Here is a 17562-nt window from a genome sequence, read left to right as displayed (position 1 = left end):
ATAAATATTAAAAACTACGAATCATCTGTCGCAACGTTATCATTAAAGTGGGGAACATTTCTTATGTTATGGTGTATAAATTCAATGTTTTCTTTGTGGAAGCCAATTCGTAATAAAATTAAAGTTTTTTTGTTAGCCCCGACCTTCTCAATTATCTGAGAGAATTTGTTCTTGCATTCGTTTTTATCGATTTTCCAGTCAGCAAAAGAACCAGCAATGTAGTCTGGAATCCTAGTAATCGCGTCATACCACATGGGTCCGCTTGCCTCTGGAGAGCCAATAAAAATTTCAACCCGTTCTTTATTATTTTTTTTAAGCCCAGAGATTAAGTCGTAATAGGTCACTAGAAATTCAAATGGTAAATTCTTATACTTTGTCGTCATTGGATCTCTGTCTGAAAACCAAGCAATCTTGCTAGCACATGTTGATTTATTGATGTAATAATACAAAAATGCAACAATGATACTCAAAAAATGCATGTTTTGAAAAATTTCAAAGCTACAATGTTTCCTTTGCGTGTCGTCTATCAGTTTTTTTATTCCAGTCATTGCTTTACTGTAGTGATCTTTCTTGGATGGGCTTTTTTTAATTAAGCCTTCATATAGCTTTAGGAAATTCCTAGCAATCTCGCCAACATCTTCTTTTGTTTCTCCGAGTGCTGCAACACCTGTAATAACAAAACAAATGTGAAATACAGAATCACTCCCTAAGTACGAGACAAATTCTTTGTTTAGGTATTTAACGTTCTTTATATCTTTTGGCGCGTGTGTGTCTACCTCGTCTTTGATGCTCGAAAAAGATTTTGTGTATGGCATTATTGATATACACATGATCTTGTTCGGTTTATTCTTGTCTGTCAGGCTGTAATCGCTTGCCAGTATCCAATCTTCAATGCAATCGTGTCTTTCAAGAAAATCTCGAAGCCCACTCGCCCCAAGGTTCGTGTCGAAAAAATTCTCCAAAATTTCAATGGCTCCTTGAAGATATGTTTTCACTCTGCCTTTCCCTCTGTATCCATAACCATCATCTACAGTTAATAATTTGCTTTTTTTTGGTTGTACATCGCCATAGCGCGGCAAACAAATTCGATACTCATGCATCTATCCCCTGAACCCCTTCACCTATCCCCCACCCCTAACCGCCACTAAGGTGGCGGGCATGGGCATCGACAAGGGCATTGATCCATATACCGGCGAATATTTGCCTTCCCGCATAAACCACCTGGGCAACGCCGTCTACATCCGTCTCGCCACGCCGCTCGGCTCGTGGTGGGCGGACACCTCTATCGGCTCCCGCCTGCATGAGCTGGCCCGCTCCAAGGACCTGCCCCGCATCGGCAAGCTGGCTCGGCAGTATGCCGCCGCCGCGCTGCAACCGCTCATTGACGACGGCCGGGCGCGCTCCATCGGCGTGGCTTCCGAACAGCCCCACGACGGCCGTTGCCTGCTCCTTATCACCGTTGTGGACGCCCTGGGCCGCGTGGCCACCTTTCAGCATCCGGTGCAGGTGGCCTAGCATGTATACGATCCCGACTTTTGAAGCCATCCGCGCCGCTTACCTGCGCGACGTGAAAAACCTGCTGCCCGATGCCGCAACGGACGCGGACAGCGATCATTACATCCGCGCCACGGCCGTGGCCGCTGCCGCGGAGGGCTTGTATCAGCATCAGCTGTGGATTGCCCGGCAGGTGCTGCCCGATACGTCAGACCCGGAATATCTGGAGCGCCATGCCGCCTTGCGCGGCATCAGCCGCAAACCGGCCATGGCGGCCAGCGGCGACCTGGTCATCCAGGGCACGCCCGGCGCGGTCGTCCCGGCCGGCGAAACCGTGCGCCACGTGGCCACGGGGCTGCTCTTTGCCACCACCGCCCAGGGCATCGTGGACGCGGACGGCCGGGCTGTCGTGCCGGTGGCGGCCGCCCGGGGCGGCGTCATGCCTGTCTTCACCGGCGAGCCGGTGCTGTTTGTCCAGGCCCCGGAAGGCGTGCTGTCCCAGGCCGGCCTGACCCTGTCCGGCGGCGTGGCCGCCGAGACCGATGCCGAGCTGTTGGCCCGACTGCTGGACTACATGCAGCACCCGCCCGGAGGCGGCAATGCCTATGATTACAAGCATTGGGCGCTGTCCGTGGCCGGCGTGTCCCGGGCCTGGACCTATCCGCATCGCCGGGGATTGGGGGCGGTGGACGTGGCCGTGCTGGGGCCGGACGGGCCGTGCCCGCCGTCGGTGCTGGCCGCCGCTCAGGCCGTGGTGGATGAGAAGCGGCCGGCTGCCTGCATGGACGCTTGGGTGCTGTCGCCCACGCCGGTCAATGTCGCGGTCAAGGTGGCGGTGCGCCTGGATGCCACGGTGACCACTTTGGCGCTGTTTACGGCCCAGCTCCAGGAGGCCTTGGGCGCGGCCCTGGCCGACCTGCCGCCCGGCGGCGTGGTCTACCGTTCCAAGATCGAGGCCGTGGCCTCCAGCCTGCCGGGCGTGATTGATCGGCAGGTGCGCGTGCCGCAAAGCAATTTCGTGGCCGTGGTGGACGCCCAGCGCCTGGAATGGCCGCGCCTGGGCCTGGTGCAGGCGGAGGCGCTGTGATGGCCGGCCATGCCGCCTTGCTGCAAGCCTTGCTGCCCCTAAGCTACGCGCCCACCGGCCAGATCGTGGAAGAGCTGGCCGCCGACGGCGCGGCCCTGGACACGGCCCTGGCCGTGAGCCTTGATCCGTTGCGCGGCCTCACCCCCCTGGCCGCCTTGGAATGGCTGGAGGATTACGAGCGCGTCTATGGCCTGCCCGGCGACTGCCGCCAGCCCGGGTTGCTGCTTCAGGAGCGCCTGGCCTTGCTGGCCATCGCCCTGGCCGAGCGCGCCGCCATCAACCGGGCCTATTTCATCTGGCTGGCCGCCCAGCTCGGCTACGCCATCACCATCGAAGAGTTCGGCCAGTTTAGGGCCGGCTTTGCCCGGGCGGGCGAGCGCATCACCAATTACGAGGCCCTTTTCTCGGCCGGCTGGCGCGCCGGCTGGTCCCTGGCCCAGGGCGCGCCCTGGCAATACGTCTGGCTGGTCCATGCCTCGGGCGAACCCACGACGCTGTTTCGCGCCGGCGTCAGCGGCGCGGGCGAACCGCTGGCCAGCTGGAGCAACCAGCTTTTGGAATGCGCCATCCGCGCCGCCGCCCCGGCCCACACCCTGGTCCACTTTGCCTACGGAGGATAGCCCATGCACCGCATCGACGGCCCCGGAGCCGTGAACAGTCTTTTTACCGAAGGCGACCCGACGGTCCCGCAGATGGCCACGGTGGTTTCCGCCGCCTGGCTCAACGACGTGCAGGAGAACATTACCCGCGCCATCGAAGCCGCCGGCATCACGCCGGTCAAGGGCGACTATGACCAGCTGCGCCAGGCCATTGGCCTGCTCTCCGGCGCGGGCATGGTGGGCGAGGGCCGGCTGTGGATGCACGAGACCCTGCCGGCCAGCGGCGACTGGCTGGAGTACGACGGCGCGTCCCTGCTCATCGTCGATTACCCGGCCCTTCATGCCGTGCTGGGCACCACCTGGGGCGCGGCTCCGGCCGGCTATTTCCGGTTGCCGGACCTGCGCGGCGTGGTGCCGCGCGGCTGGGACCACGGACGCGGCAAAGACCCCGACGCGGCCCTGCGCACCGGCGGCGACCACGTCGGCTCCAGCCAGGACGACGCCATCAAGCGCCACAACCACCCCATGGGCGGCGTGGTCGGCACGGCCGGCGGCGGCACCGGCGTGCCCGATGCCCAGGCCTGGAACAATGGCTCCTACAACTATTACACCAAGGATTTTCTTGTGTCGTCGGACGGCATCCAGGCCGGGGCTTTTTCCACTGTTCCCATGGCTGCGGAGACCCGCATGAAAAACGTTTCCGTCATGTTCATCATCCGTTGGAGGTAGGCCATGCAGCTCTATTTATACGACGCCCAGGGCGCTTGCATCGGCCGACAAGAGGCCCGTCTGTCCCCGGCCCGGCCGCACAACCCGGACGGCAGCCCCAATTACTTGCTGCCGGCCAACGCCACGCCCATCCAGCCGCCGTTGACGGCCGCCGGCCAGGTTGCGGTCTTTGACGGCGAGGCCTGGCGCGTGGAGGAGGACCACCGGGGCCAGGTCGCCTACGCCACCGCCGACGGCAAGCCTGTCATCATCCAGGCGTTTGGGCCGCTGCCCGAAGGCCTGACCCTGACGCCGCCGCCGGGGCGGCGCTACTCCTGGGATGCGGCCACGAACACCTGGCAGCCGGACATGGCCGCGATCCGCGCCGACGCCGAGGCCGTCATAGACGACCAGGCCGACGCGCGGCTTGCGCCCTACATCAGTCTGACGCCCGGCCGGGCCATGACCTACATGGCCAAGGAGGCGCAAGCCCGGCAATTCCTGGAGGCGGCCGCCCCCGAGCCGGCCGACTATCCGCTCATTGCCGGCGAGGTGGGCATCACCGCCGACACGGCCAAGGCCGTGGCCGAAACCATCCTGACCATGGCCAAGGCCTGGCACGCCATGGGCGGGGCCATCGAGGCCGTGCGCCTGGCCGCCAAGAAACAGGTGCGCCAAGCCCCGACGCCCGAAGCGGTCGAAGCTGTGCTGGCCGGCATCGTCTGGCCCGAGGAGCCGACGGCGTGAGCGCCATCCCTACCGTCCCGGTGACGATCCGCTTTGTGGACACCCAAGGCCAAGGCATCCCCGGCGCGACGGTCAAGGCGGCGCTCACCTGCCAGGAGCGCTACCAGGGCCTGGACGTCCCGGCCCAGGCGGCAGGCCTGACCGATGCCCAGGGCGAAGCCGTGCTGGCGCTTTTCCCCAATGAGCTGGGCAGCGAAGGCAGCTCATACGCCCTAAGCCTCGTCGATCCCTACGGCGGCACCTTCGTGCGCTTTGTGGCCATCCCCAATTCCCCCTGCAACGTGGAGCTGGGGGCGCACGTGACCACTGCCGTCACCGGCCCCCAGGGTCTCACCGGCCAGAAAGGTGAAAAGGGAGACAAAGGCGACAAAGGGGACAAGGGCGACCAGGGGGAGCGCGGCCTGCAAGGATTGCAAGGGGTTCAAGGCGTCAAAGGCGACAAGGGCGACACCGGCCTCAAAGGCGACCGGGGCGAGCAAGGCCCGCCCTGCGACATGTCCAAGGCCAGGCGGCTGGCCATCATCTTTGGCTAGGAGCGCGTCATGGCATTAAAACCCTGGGCCTTGCCGAGCGTGACGGCCAACACCGTCACCGACTTCGTCGTCCCGACGGCCACCCTCGAAGTGGCCATCATCGGTTTGATTGTCTGCAACACCAGTACGGTGGATTCCGCCGACGTCACGGTGACCCTCACCACCGCCGCCGGCGTGATCAAATCCACCGTCCTCAAGGCGTCACTTGGCCCGGGCGAGCAGGTGCATATGGATACCAAAGTCTGCATCGCCGCCAGCGCCACCCCGGACAAGCTGCGGGCGCTTTCGACGCTGGCGGCTGTGTCGTTTCTGGCGTCGGGAGACGAGGGGTAGACCATGGCTGTCTCGAAACTTTCCGCCAAGCAACCGTGGACGGCCGTTTGGACGCCGGGCGTCAATCTCGTCAATTTCTACAACCTCTACGACTCCAAGGGGGACGTGACGATCAGCGTGGCCACGTCCATACCGACGACGTTGGATGGCCCCATTCAAGTCGTGCGGTACGGAGCGCTGACGGTTAATGCGCCAATGACGGCGGCGCAACGATGCCGTGGCTTTATGCCCATATGTGACGCACTGAATGTTGGTGCTGCTGGTTCTATTTCGATGACGGCCCGAGGCGCGGCAGGGACTAAAAATTGGGCTGTGGACAAAGATACTTTCGTCCCGCAGTCCATCACGTTCACCGGGAAAAACACCAGCTACGCCGATTTTCTGAAGTGGATTCGCACCACGGGTTACTGCATTTTTGATCCGTCCCTCTACGCCTGTCCGCCCCCTGGAATGGGTGATGTGCAATGCGATTGGGCGACGTGGACGCCCTATGGCAGCACCATCATTTCGGCGGCCGGGTGTGGTGCGGCGCAACCGGCAAGGGGTGGCCTGGGCGGTAGTGGCACGTACTATGTCGGAAACACCGGTAACGCTGGAAGTGGTGGAGGGACCGGCGGAGGTGGACAGGGAAGCTACTTATACAGTGGCGGCGGCGCGGGTATGCACTTTGGCCGGTCCGGTCCTGGCCGACCGTGGGGCGGCGGTGTCGATGCTTGTGGCTGCTACGAAAACACTCCGCCGACAGTGGATGCCGACATCTATGGCGGAATCGGCGGGCACGCCTATTCTCCTGGTGCCGGCAATCCGGCCGGGAATGGCACGGCGTCTGGAACAGGCGGCGTTTTGATCGTCATTTGTCGTGGAAATGCAACTATTAACACGGGAGGATCGTTGGTCTCCGGGGGCGTTTCGTGCCCGTATGTCTCGTTATACAACGGCGGTTCTAGTGGCGGTGGGAGTGTTGCGCTGTTTTTTCTCGGGACGCTATCTAATAGTGGCACTATTTCAGCACCAGGCGGCACTGCCGTGAACTATGGCGGTGCTGGCGGATCAGGTTCTACGCAGTCAAAGTCTTTTGCAACCATGGGATGGGCCGCCTGATGACCACGATATTGCACGACCCCTTGTCCGCCGCGTCCAGAAATTTCCTGGCCACTCTCGGCGTCACGATCCCCGAGGGCGATGACGTCACCGTAACTATCGGCTCTGACACGGTGCGCATCGTCTCCGGCCATGACGCTTGCGTGGCGCGCTGTCCGGCCTTCCCGGGCTATCCGCTGGCGCTTGTGGAACGCGATGGCGTCCAAGACCAACTGGCTTTCCCGACTTCCTGGAATGAAGTTGCCGCCTGGGCAGCCAATCCGCCGACCAACGGCAGCCAAACCGCATCCCGGTATTCCCCGGCGGACTTCATGCGCCTGCTGACGCAAGAGGAACTGGACGCCGTGCTCTTGGCCGAGGCCACGGACACCGACGTGCGCCGCATGTGGGCGTTCATCCGCGCCGTCGGCTATGTCGATATGGCCGATCCCCTCACCCAAAACTCGTTATTGATGCTGCGCCAGAAAGGCTACATCGCCACCGGCGAGCGTTTGCAGCAAATCCAGGACGGAGTCTTTCAATTATGAGCAACAGGCTTGCGCGTTATGGCTGGAACATCCTGCTCGGCCTGGACCAGTTCCTTTCCGTCCTCACCGGCGGCGATCCCGATGAAACGGTTTCGAGCCGGGCCGGCAAGGCCGCCGCTGCCGGCAGCCGCCTCGGCCGTCTGCTGGAGATGGGCCTGGATGCCGTCTTCGGAGCCGGCCATTGCCGCCGCTCCATCGAACCAGACGAAGGGGGAGAACGGGTAGCGAGGTATTAGGAAAGAATAAGAAGAGGAGCGGCAGGGCGGCAGCCACCGCCCCACCGACGCGATGCGCTAACATCGCGCCACGGCCGAAGCCGCGCTCCAGCCCGCGCGGGCGTTAGAGGGCTACCGCTTCCGGCCCAACCTGTAAAGGCAAGCATGGAGATACGTTGCGGACAATGCGGACGTTTACTGGCCAAAGGCACCGGGACCATCGAAATCAAATGCCCCCGCTGCCGCACCATCAATCACGTGAGGGCCGCGAGCCCCAAGGACAGTCCCGAAAGGGCAGACAAGGAATGCTCGCGTGGCCCAACAGCTCTTTGACAACGGCACGCTTTACCAAGGCGACGCCCTTTCGATCCTTCGGGAACTTCCCGGCGATGCCGTGGACCTGGTGCTCACCGATCCGCCGTATTCCAGCGGCGGCTTGAACTTGTCGGCGCGCCAGGTCAACCCGGCGGCAAAGTACCAGATTGCCAGCACCAGGAAGGTGTATCCTCCCATGCTCGGCGACCTCAAGGACCAGCGCTCTTTCGTCATGTGGGCGTCGCTGTGGCTCGGGGAGTGTTGGCGACTGGCCAGGGCTGGCGCGTCCTGCCTGGTCTTTAGCGACTGGCGGCAGCTCCCGGCCCTCACCGACGCGATCCAGGCCGCCGGCTGGGCATGGAAGGGGATTATCGTCTGGCACAAGCCCAACGCCCGGCCAAGCCTTGGTTCGTTCCGTCATGACGCCGAGTTCGTCATCCACGGCGTCAAGGACAGGATGCAAACCCATAGCCGCCAATGCCTGCCGGGCGTTTTCACGTATGCCGTGGACCCAAGGCAAAAGGTTCACCTCACGGCCAAGCCGGTGCGACTCGTCAAGGACCTGCTGGCCGTGTCGCCCGAAGGGGCCACGGTCCTGGACCCCTTCCTCGGCGGCGGCACCACGGCCATGGCCTGCCTGGAGACAGGAAGGCACTTTATCGGAGTGGAATTATCAACCGAATATGCCGCCCTCGCAGCCGCGCGAATCCGCGCCGCCGAAGAGGCGTTAAAAAACTAAAGGGAGAAAACAGGCGGCGTGCCAAACATAGCGCTAATCAGTGCCAAATCGCGCGCCGCCGTACAAATATCCTCTTTCCCCAAAGGATGGACAGGGGATGGACAAAATCACCCCCAACGCAAAAGGGGTTGGACCTTTACAGTCCAACCCCTTGAAATTTATGGTGCTCCCGGCGCGAATCGAACGCACGGCCTATCGCTTAGGAGGCGATTATTTAGACCTTCACTAAACTTCACAGGATCACATAAAAGCGTTGACTATTAAGATGTTAAGCCATACTTCCCACTCATAGGCTTTCACCCATTTTCACCCTGTTTCCTCGAATTTTGGGGGACAGGTGGGGGACAAAATTTTGGGGGACAAGCCGGGGGACAGCGATGGGCTACACCTGGAAGCAGACCAAGCACGAAGGCGTCCGGTATCGGGAGCACCCGACCCGTAAGCACGGCGTGAAGCCTGACCAGTATTTCGCCATCCGCTTCCGGGTGGCCGGATCACGCCGCGAGGAGGCCCTCGGTTGGGCGTCCCAGGGCTGGACGGCGGCCAAGGCAGCGCAGACCCTGGCCAAGCTCCAAGAGGCGGCCAGGACCGGCGAGGGCGCGACCTCCCTGGCCGAAAAGCGTAAACTGGCCGAGGACAAGCGCAAAGCCGAGGCCGAGGCCCGTGCCGTCGAGGAACGCGAAAACATCACCCTCGCCCAGGCCTGGGAAAAGTATCTGCCCGTTGCCCAGGCCAACAAGGCCGCCCATACCGCCTACGCCGAGGAAGCCGCCTATCGCCTGTGGCTCTCCCCTACCCTGGCCGACAAGCCGCTCAAGGACATTAAGCCGATCCACCTGGAGCGCATCAAGAAGACCATGGCCGAGGCCGGTCGATCCGCCCAAACGATTCGGCACGTCCTGGCCGCCCTGCGGCAAGTCTTCAACTTCGCCAAGCGCCATGGCCTCTATGCCGGCGACAACCCGGTTTCCCTGGTCAAAAAGCCCTCTGCCGATGCCCGCCGGCTGCGCTTCCTGACCCATGATGAAGCCGACCGCCTGCTTGCCGCCCTGGCCGAAAGGGAGTCCAACGTCCATGACATGGCCTTGTTCGCCCTGCACTGCGGATTGAGGGCCGGAGAAATCTTTTCCCTGACTTGGGGCGACGTGGACATGGAGCGCGGCGTCCTCATCCTGCGCGACACCAAAAGCGGCAAGACCCGGGCGGCCTACATGACCGAGGCCGTGGCGGCGATGCTTGGGGCCATGGAACGCCGAGGCCATAACGATCTGGTCTTCCTGTCCGCCAATGGCGGGCGCATCGTGCAGATTTCCGAGACGTTTAACCGCGTGGTCGCCGCTCTCGGCTTCAACAAGGGCGTCACCGATCCGCGTCAGAAAGTCGTTTTCCACACCTTGAGGCACACCTTCGCGTCTTGGCTGGTTGAGCAAGGCGTGGACCTGTATTCGGTCAAGGAACTCATGGGCCACGGCACGCTGGCAATGACCGAGCGTTACAGCCACCTTTCCCCGGACAAGCTGCGCCGGGCGGTCAAGACCTTTGAAGCCGGCATGGACGCGGCCAAGGCCCGGGGCAAGGTCGTTAAGATCGGTGAGAATTAAGCACCATGATCCTGCCGGAAGGGCGCAAGGAATAGCTCATGCCATTGACCATCGGGCATTTCTGCCCTACCTGTTTGCCATGAAGGGGCGCGAACTCTTGCGGCGGCTGGCCGCCCTCGGCGTGGTGGTCGAGCCGGCCCGGGGAAAAGGCGGCCATTGCCTGCTTCGCCATGGCGGCAACAAGGCCCCGCTGCCTGTCCACGGTGACGCAGACATTAGCCCCGTCTTCATCAAGATGCTGTGCAAGCAGTTGGGCATTGACCCCAAGGAGCTTTAATATGCTGCGCTTCCCCGTGGTGCTGACCCCGGACGAAAACGGAACCGTTATTGCCGAAGTGCCCGACATCCCCGGGACCATCACTTTCGGGCAGGACGAAGCCGAGGCCCTGGACATGGCGCTTGACGCAGCCCTGACCATGCTTTCCGCCATGATGGACGACGGCGAGGACATCCCCAGCCCGAGCGAACCCACGGCAGGACAAAGCTGCATAGAACTACCGCCCATGGCCGTGGTCAAGCTGGCCGTCTACCAGGGCATGAAGGATCAAGGCGTCTCACAACTCAAGATGGCCGTCCGGCTGCACACCGACGCCAAGTCCGTGCGCCGCCTGCTGGACCTCTACCACCGCAGCAAGTGGGACCATCTGGAAATGGCGCTTGAAGCCCTCGGCTACCGCGTCCAGGTGCGCGTCGAGCCGTCCCCGATCTATCCCGGCTTCTTCGGCGACCGGGGCAAGGAGCGCGTTTGGGGATAGATGTAACCCCAAAGCCTTCAACGAGGGCCTTATGGACTCCAAGCTAAAACACGACCTCCTGCGGGAAGCCTGTGAAATAGATGGCCCCGACACCCGCAAGGTTCGCCGTGATCGTCACGAAACGGCTTGCAAGGACAAACGGCGAGACAGGGGTTGCTGTGGCATCTGCGGCTCAGAGAATGTCATCCGCCAAAGCGTGGCCGTGTGCCGCCAATGCGGTGCGGAAGAGCCGTACTTGATGCTCGAAGCTGAATGGTTCCAAGTTTGGCTTGATGCGGCACAACAAAAAGAAAGTTGGCCTCATCCCTCCTGCGGACATGAACCGGATAAGCGACAACGGTTGACCATACCGCAAGATGCCTACGTCCTGAAGTGTCCAGACTGTGGAGCCGTGCATGGACCGCGTTGTCCAGCCTGCGGGAAACCTTCCTGGAAAGCAGAGGACAAGGTGTTTTGCACTCAGTGCGGGTTCCGACGAGAAGCACGATAACGCCATTTTCCCGGCCTAGGCCGCGAGTAACCATCGTGCCGCCGGATCTCGGGAAGACGATATGCCCGCGCCACACTGTCCAGGTTCTTCAAGGTCGACCCTAAGCGCTTATTTGCAGTGTAGCCCGGCGGGATCACCATGGACCAATACGACCTTCTGCGCATCATCTATTACCGCCAAGCTGGACGACAGAATGAAAGCCGACCTACCAGAGCCTGACAGCAAAAATCATCGGGGTTAAACAACCCATGACTTTAAACAAAGACAAGACCATTCAAACGCCTTAATGGCACACCAGACAAAAACACTAAACTTTATCACAGCACGAGTGCTACAATGAAGAAATCTATTTTCTCAACAACAGAATTAATAACTGCTCTCATAGAAAGCAAAGACCCATACTACACCGATATCAGTAGAATTAACTACATAATTGAACACTACATCAGACACAACAAAGACAATACAAGTTTATGGCTACAAGACTCCTTTAGAAACACAATGGACATCCACTATGACGGCAACATTACCACAGAAAACATTGCAACCCTATTACAACTTACGGTTATTGTGTTTATCTTTGAAGGACTACACATAAAAATCGAAGGGAAACTCTACGATAATTCCGACAACTCGCTAGACTTTTCTTTTATAGTCGACAATTTTTTACAAATCCATATAAATAAAAAAGAACTGAAAATATTTCTTGAGTCCAAACAACGCCCATTGCCCTACACTATATTTGAAAAAAGCCCGAACAATTCAAAAGTATATGCGGAGATTAGCACAAGCAGTTATAGAAAGGCATACAGAGCAGCATTCGAGTCACACGAATTTAATGAACAAATCGCGACACTTCGCAAACTAAAACCAACAAGCGTCACGGAATTCGCCACAAAAAGAGATTTATTAAAACAAATAGAGCAAGAAAAGCAAAACTTTATCAACTCTGAAGATAACGGAATCCAACACACAAACTTCTCGCTCCAGGACATAACAATAGAGAACATCGTCATGATACTCGAAACCCTCTGCCGCGATCACACACTCATTGCCAACGAACTACAAGCCCGGGGGCTGACAAGAGAGAGGATCGGGCAGCTCATGAATTTCAAACAGGGAGGCACAAGCAAGGACGCATGCATCAAACGAGCATCCAGAATACTGAAATCAAAGAAGAAAAAAGCAAAATAAAATATCCCTGTTTGTCCCGCATTTTGTCCATCCCTTCCGCCTTACCATTTCGCTAGCTTCCCGTGAAAGACAACCCTCACGGGAGGCTTCATGTCCAACATCCTTGATGAAACCGTCTCAACCCTACAGTCAGCCCTGCCTCCGGTTTTTGCCGGGCTCGCCCTGGACGAACTGACTGGCGGGGCCATCAACTGGCGAACCATCCAGAATGCCAGGAGCAATCCCGACATCGACATTCCTCGCGAGTGCTTCATTTACTCGGGCCGCAAAGTCCTTGTCCGCCGCGACACCTTCTTAGCTTGGTGGCGAACCACCCTGCGTGAGCGCCCTGGCTACGACAAGCAACGGGCTGACCATGGAGCATAAGCAGATGTCTCCTGACTCTTTCAGGCGCGTCAACGCCTCTGCACTTGGACGGATAACCGAGCTACTCACCACCTGGCTGCCTGGGGGACGCCAAGAAGGACAGGAATACGTCTGTGCCAGCCTTGACGGTGGACAAGGGCGATCGTGCAAAGTCAACCTTGCCACCGGCATGTGGGCCGATTTTGCCACTGACGCCAAGGGAGGCGATCTGGTCTCCCTGTTCGCGGCTATCCATGACTTGCGGCAAAGCGATGCAGCACAACAACTCGCTGAAAACTTGGGAGTTTATTCAGACCAGACTCGCTACCGCCTTTCGAACAAAGCGGACAAGCCAAGGGGAACGGCCGCTAACTCATCAGGACAAATCATCATGCCTGTGCCATCGCACGCCCCCGCGCCGCCAGACATCATCAGACGCCAAGTCGCCGGCTCCTGGGACACACGGACCGTCGCTGCCCGCTGGGCCTATCGAAATGAGCAAGGACAGATCCTGGGCTATGCCTGCCGCTTCAATCTGCCTGACGGAAGCAAAGAAGTTCTCCCCCAGGTCTACGGCGAGGCCAACGGCAAGCCTCGATGGCAATGGAAGAGCTTTCCTGTCCCTCGCCCCCTGTATGGCCTTGACCGCTTATCTGCCTCGACCACGGATGACTTCGTTCTTGTCTGCGAAGGCGAGAAAACAGCGGACGCAGCCCAACGCCTTCTTACAGATGCCGTAGCCGTCTCCTGGCCAGGAGGCTCGAGGGCTGTTCATAAGGCCGACTTCAGGCCACTGGCAGGAAAGCCGGTCGTTATCTGGCCTGATGCAGACAGGTGCGGCTATGAGGCGGCAATAGGCGTGGCAGAAGCCCTTGCATCAATGGGCACGGCTGCCCACATTGTCTTGCCGCCAGCGAGCGTTAAATCCGGCTGGGACTTGGCTGATGCTGAGGCAGACGACTGGGATAGCGCACATGTCATGCAGCATATTAAACAGTACGCCTTGGCATTACCCGACTTTAAAGACATTGCTAGAGATCAATATGAAATCAATAGCACCAATGCGCACCATGACCACACAAAAAATAACAATTATTCGCCAGTCATTCGTATAGAAAAAGGGGCATCTGGCGAACTTGTGGATGCCTGCGAGGCAGTTCTTGCCAAATGCGATTTACCAAACGAGTTCAAAATATATCAACGCGGCAGTCAACTGGTCCGCCTAGGAACGCTGCCGACACCTTCACAAAGTTTCCCTACTGCATGTTCCCAAGAGAAACTTGTTATAATGGAGGCCCAAAAGTCGTTCATTCTGGATGTGCTGGGGCGTTATGGCAGATTTGTAAAGTTGGATCGCCGAAGTGGTGAGATTCGCGCCGCCGATCCACCCAAAGATGTCGCTGACACCATCATGGGACGCGCCGGCCTATGGCCCATGCCGCCCTTACGAGGCATTTTGACTTGTCCAACTTTACGACCGGACGGCACCCTACTGCTCACGCCTGGATATGATCCCCAAAGCCAATACTATTTCGCCCACCGCCTCAACGTCAAAATCTCTAGCCAGCCGACACGCTCGGAAGCTACAAATAAACTTGAATTTATCAAAGATCTCCTGTCAGGATTCAGTTTTGTTGAACCCGTGGATTGCAGCGTTGCCTTGGCTCTTATTCTCAGCACCATGGTACGCCCCATCCTCGACCACATGCCTCTTTTCGCAATCACGGCACCGGTGCGCGGCAGTGGAAAATCATATTTGATGGACATTGCAGCTATAATAGCAACAGGTAGAAGGACTGCAGTCCTTGCAGCGACGACCGACAGCGTAGAGCTTGAAAAGCGTCTATCAGGCAGCCTTCTATCTGGAGATCCACTCGTGAGCTTGGACAACTACAATGGAACATTGCAATCTGACCTACTATGTCAAGCCCTCACTGCCAGCACGGTCAAAGTCCGACCGCTTGGCATTTCGCCAAGCGTTGAAATACCCAGCACGACACTTTGGTCGGCCAACGGCAACAATCTGGTATTGGCCGGCGATTTACCTCGCCGCTCCTTGCTTTGCCGGCTTGACCCAGGATGCGAACGCCCGGAGGAACGCCAGTTCTCCTTTGATCCTCTCGAGCGCGTACTCGAAAACCGCACCGAGTATGTCAGCGCCTGTTTGACCATTTTGCGGGCATACATCGTCGCCGGTCGGGCAGACATGGGTGGAACCCCTTTCGGCGGCTTCGGCCAGTGGTCTGCCCTGGTGCGTAGCGCGCTCATGTGGGTCGGCGAACCAGACCCTTGCGCCAGCCGCAACGCCATCATGGATGAGGACCCGGAACAGGGGCAACTGCGCACGCTCCTCACCCTTTGGTGGCAGGAGTTTGGAAAAAGCGCCATAAAAATCAAGCACCTCATAGAACGCTGCCACTCAAACGATTCTGGGCTTTTTGAAGTCCTTGACGACATCGCCGGCGAGAGGAATGGCCCTGGGGTCAACGCGCGCCGCCTGGGCCACTGGCTAAAACGGCATAAAGGCCGTGTCGTCGATGGGTTGCGGCTCGTCCAAGTCCCCGGCCCGAATATGGCCAGTTGGCAGGTCGTCCAAGTCAAAGCAGGCGAAGCATAGGTTTCTGAGGTTTTGACGGTTCTTTCTTAAGGAGCTGACAAAAAAGAACAGTGAGGAAGATAAGATAGTCTTGAGGGCTGGGACAAAACCTCAAGAACCTGCCAAACCTTCACCCCGGATTGACCGCATTTCGCCCTCCATCTCCAATGCTGTACTCTACTATTTAATAAAATTCATTATTTTCGGTAAATCTTAACCCGTGCTTCACCTTTTGGCCGCTCTTTCTCTCCCCCAAACCCACTGTCGTGACATGTCGGGCATCTTCGAACCAGTCACATTTTGAGGGTAGCCCCAGAGTTGGGTGCAGCAATCATCTAGACATACGCACTCCGCCAGCCCGTTTGGGCAGAGGGGCCAGAGTCCACTTCAATCCACGCCCCCGTGCAGGGGGCGACGGCGCGCCGGATCGGCGTCTTCCATATCGACTATGCTTCAATCCACGCCCCCGTGCAGGGGGCGACCGACCATGGCGAGGTCGGTGGCCTGGTCGGCCAGCTTCAATCCACGCCCCCGTGCAGGGGGCGACCTACGCCGTGGGCGACATCGCCGAAATCAGCCTTGCTTCAATCCACGCCCCCGTGCAGGGGGCGACGTCCAGCGCGTTGTGGACGTAGACGTACTTGCTGTTGCTTCAATCCACGCCCCCGTGCAGGGGGCGACTGAGGTAATGGCCGTACAGGCCGCAACACGTCGGGCTTCAATCCACGCCCCCGTGCAGGGGGCGACCGGCGTTCGGGTCTTCGTACAAGTCCCACATGCCGCTTCAATCCACGCCCCCGTGCAGGGGGCGACGGAAAGTGCTTTCCGACCGTTCGCTGGACGAAGTGCTTCAATCCACGCCCCCGTGCAGGGGGCGACCCATGTCGACTTCGGCATGATCGTTCAGGGCCGTGCTTCAATCCACGCCCCCGTGCAGGGGGCGACTCAGATTGCGGCGGATGTCCGCAAAAATTTTGTCGCTTCAATCCACGCCCCCGTGCAGGGGGCGACTCTTCCCAGCCGTTTTCCGAGCACCGGTAGTCCTCGCTTCAATCCACGCCCCCGTGCAGGGGGCGACCAACGGCGGTTTCGCCTTAGGCCTGAGCGGAATTTGCTTCAATCCACGCCCCCGTGCAGGGGGCGACAGACCACGACCTGGATCATGGGCCTGATCCGCAAGCTTCAATCCACGCCCCCGTGCAGGGGGCGACAGGTCAAGTTCTCGGCGTATGCGCCGATGGTGTCGCTTCAATCCACGCCCCCGTGCAGGGGGCGACTGATCGACGGCCGCATCTTTTTCGCCTCCGTCTCGCTTCAATCCACGCCCCCGTGCAGGGGGCGACTTCCTGGGAGAGCTTGCCCGACTTTATCTTTTCTTGCTTCAATCCACGCCCCCGTGCAGGGGGCGACTGTGAGTTATTGAGTCGATCATTTGAAGGACGAATGCTTCAATCCACGCCCCCGTGCAGGGGGCGACACGGCCCACACCTGGCCGCTGCGCACGTTGCGCACGCTTCAATCCACGCCCCCGTGCAGGGGGCGACTGGCGGCTCCGATGGATACGCCGTGGCGCGCGGCGCTTCAATCCACGCCCCCGTGCAGGGGGCGACCCTGTTGGGCCTGGGTCTGGCCCGGGCGAAAAAGCTTCAATCCACGCCCCCGTGCAGGGGGCGACGGTCCCACCGGTGCTTTGCCGGCGACCGGGACAGGCTTCAATCCACGCCCCCGTGCAGGGGGCGACGCAGCACTTCATACAATTCCGTAACGCTGTCAGGGCTTCAATCCACGCCCCCGTGCAGGGGGCGACTGGCGGCGCGATACAAGGGGGAGGTTATGGCGAGGCTTCAATCCACGCCCCCGTGCAGGGGGCGACCCGGGGCGCGTTGTGACCGGCTGGGGTATTGTCCAGCTTCAATCCACGCCCCCGTGCAGGGGGCGACGCCGAGGAGTAGGACGAGCCGGAATAGTCGTTGCTGCTTCAATCCACGCCCCCGTGCAGGGGGCGACGACGGCGTTAATGACGACGCCGTTTCTGACGGTGGGCTTCAATCCACGCCCCCGTGCAGGGGGCGACGCGGCGTTGAATACTTTAGCGCCCAAGATGCCAACGCTTCAATCCACGCCCCCGTGCAGGGGGCGACTGGCGTTTGAGCGCAAATTGACGCGATTCGAGCAAGCTTCAA

19 protein-coding genes, 1 tRNA gene and 1 CRISPR repeat array (1 of these 21 only partly in view) are annotated in these 17562 nt (G+C 59.5%); of the genes, 18 read left to right on the top strand and 2 right to left on the bottom strand.

Annotated features, from left to right (window positions below):
- Positions 1–14 precede the first annotated feature (14 nt).
- Positions 15–1100: a hypothetical protein gene (locus C3Y92_RS07305; protein ID WP_129351191.1), complete on the bottom strand. Its 1086-nt coding sequence runs from the start codon at positions 1098–1100 to the stop codon at positions 15–17.
- A gap of 58 nt (positions 1101–1158) precedes the next feature.
- On the opposite strand from C3Y92_RS07305, the gene C3Y92_RS07300 reads away from it, so the two are divergent.
- From C3Y92_RS07300 to C3Y92_RS07250, 12 genes are all read left to right on the top strand, one after another.
- Positions 1159–1515, top strand: a complete 357-nt coding sequence (locus tag C3Y92_RS07300; RefSeq protein ID WP_129351189.1) for a phage GP46 family protein — start codon at positions 1159–1161, stop codon at positions 1513–1515.
- 1 nt (position 1516) lies between these two features.
- Entirely contained in the window at positions 1517–2581 is a 1065-nt protein-coding gene (locus tag C3Y92_RS07295) for a baseplate J/gp47 family protein (protein WP_129351187.1), read from the top strand.
- Complete coding sequence (locus C3Y92_RS07290; protein ID WP_129351185.1) at positions 2581–3201, top strand: putative phage tail protein; 621 nt, start codon at positions 2581–2583, stop codon at positions 3199–3201. Before C3Y92_RS07295 ends, C3Y92_RS07290 begins: the two co-directional genes overlap by 1 nt.
- A gap of 3 nt (positions 3202–3204) precedes the next feature.
- A complete protein-coding gene (locus C3Y92_RS07285) occupies positions 3205–3909 on the top strand; it encodes a phage tail protein (protein ID WP_129351183.1) in 705 nt (234 codons plus the stop codon).
- A 3-nt stretch (positions 3910–3912) separates the two neighbouring features.
- Entirely contained in the window at positions 3913–4635 is a 723-nt protein-coding gene (locus tag C3Y92_RS21270; RefSeq protein WP_207214033.1) for a hypothetical protein, read from the top strand.
- Positions 4632–5168, top strand: coding sequence for a hypothetical protein (locus tag C3Y92_RS07280; RefSeq protein WP_207214032.1), 537 nt, complete (start codon positions 4632–4634; stop codon positions 5166–5168). Before C3Y92_RS21270 ends, C3Y92_RS07280 begins: the two co-directional genes overlap by 4 nt.
- Before the next feature lie 9 nt (positions 5169–5177).
- Positions 5178–5501, top strand: a complete 324-nt coding sequence (locus C3Y92_RS07275) for an amidohydrolase (protein ID WP_129351179.1) — start codon at positions 5178–5180, stop codon at positions 5499–5501.
- Between the two features lie 3 nt (positions 5502–5504).
- Positions 5505–6602 carry a hypothetical protein gene (locus tag C3Y92_RS07270; protein ID WP_129351177.1) on the top strand — a complete coding sequence of 366 codons (1098 nt, stop codon included), beginning with the start codon at positions 5505–5507 and terminating at the stop codon, positions 6600–6602.
- A complete protein-coding gene (locus C3Y92_RS07265) occupies positions 6602–7129 on the top strand; it encodes a hypothetical protein (RefSeq protein WP_235669642.1) in 528 nt (175 codons plus the stop codon). Before C3Y92_RS07270 ends, C3Y92_RS07265 begins: the two co-directional genes overlap by 1 nt.
- Entirely contained in the window at positions 7126–7365 is a 240-nt protein-coding gene (locus C3Y92_RS07260; protein ID WP_129351175.1) for a hypothetical protein, read from the top strand. Before C3Y92_RS07265 ends, C3Y92_RS07260 begins: the two co-directional genes overlap by 4 nt.
- A gap of 144 nt (positions 7366–7509) precedes the next feature.
- Positions 7510–7677, top strand: a complete 168-nt coding sequence (locus C3Y92_RS07255) for a zinc finger domain-containing protein (protein ID WP_129351173.1) — start codon at positions 7510–7512, stop codon at positions 7675–7677.
- Entirely contained in the window at positions 7658–8398 is a 741-nt protein-coding gene (locus C3Y92_RS07250) for a DNA-methyltransferase (RefSeq protein ID WP_129351171.1), read from the top strand. The genes C3Y92_RS07255 and C3Y92_RS07250 overlap by 20 nt, the downstream gene beginning before the upstream one ends.
- Positions 8399–8559: 161 nt before the next feature.
- Here C3Y92_RS07250 and C3Y92_RS21110 read toward each other — a convergent pair.
- Positions 8560–8630 (bottom strand) — tRNA-Arg (locus tag C3Y92_RS21110).
- A gap of 145 nt (positions 8631–8775) precedes the next feature.
- Between C3Y92_RS21110 and C3Y92_RS07245 the strand changes: the two genes are divergently transcribed.
- The 6 genes from C3Y92_RS07245 to C3Y92_RS07220 all read left to right on the top strand — a co-directional run bounded on the left by C3Y92_RS07245 (position 8776) and on the right by C3Y92_RS07220 (position 15400).
- Complete coding sequence (locus C3Y92_RS07245) at positions 8776–9999, top strand: tyrosine-type recombinase/integrase (RefSeq protein WP_129351169.1); 1224 nt, start codon at positions 8776–8778, stop codon at positions 9997–9999.
- A gap of 79 nt (positions 10000–10078) precedes the next feature.
- Positions 10079–10276 (top strand): type II toxin-antitoxin system HicA family toxin, encoded by a 198-nt coding sequence (locus tag C3Y92_RS07240; protein WP_129351167.1) that lies wholly within the window; start codon positions 10079–10081, stop codon positions 10274–10276.
- 1 nt (position 10277) lies between these two features.
- Complete coding sequence (locus tag C3Y92_RS07235; RefSeq protein WP_129351165.1) at positions 10278–10754, top strand: type II toxin-antitoxin system HicB family antitoxin; 477 nt, start codon at positions 10278–10280, stop codon at positions 10752–10754.
- A gap of 826 nt (positions 10755–11580) precedes the next feature.
- The gene (locus C3Y92_RS07230; RefSeq protein WP_129351163.1) at positions 11581–12438 is read left to right on the top strand and encodes a hypothetical protein; all 858 of its coding nucleotides are present in this window, start codon (positions 11581–11583) and stop codon (positions 12436–12438) included.
- Between the two features lie 90 nt (positions 12439–12528).
- Positions 12529–12804 carry a hypothetical protein gene (locus C3Y92_RS07225; RefSeq protein ID WP_129351159.1) on the top strand — a complete coding sequence of 92 codons (276 nt, stop codon included), beginning with the start codon at positions 12529–12531 and terminating at the stop codon, positions 12802–12804.
- Complete coding sequence (locus tag C3Y92_RS07220; RefSeq protein WP_129351157.1) at positions 12794–15400, top strand: hypothetical protein; 2607 nt, start codon at positions 12794–12796, stop codon at positions 15398–15400. The genes C3Y92_RS07225 and C3Y92_RS07220 overlap by 11 nt, the downstream gene beginning before the upstream one ends.
- 363 nt (positions 15401–15763) lie before the next feature.
- Positions 15764–17562: a CRISPR direct-repeat array (repeat unit 32 nt; unit sequence GCTTCAATCCACGCCCCCGTGCAGGGGGCGAC); it runs 4073 nt beyond the window's last position.

The organism is Solidesulfovibrio carbinolicus (genome assembly GCF_004135975.1).
GTDB lineage: Bacteria > Desulfobacterota > Desulfovibrionia > Desulfovibrionales > Desulfovibrionaceae > Solidesulfovibrio > Solidesulfovibrio carbinolicus.
The sequence above is the reverse complement of the archived record's forward strand: the minus strand, read 5'-3'. Positions and strand labels throughout refer to the sequence as shown.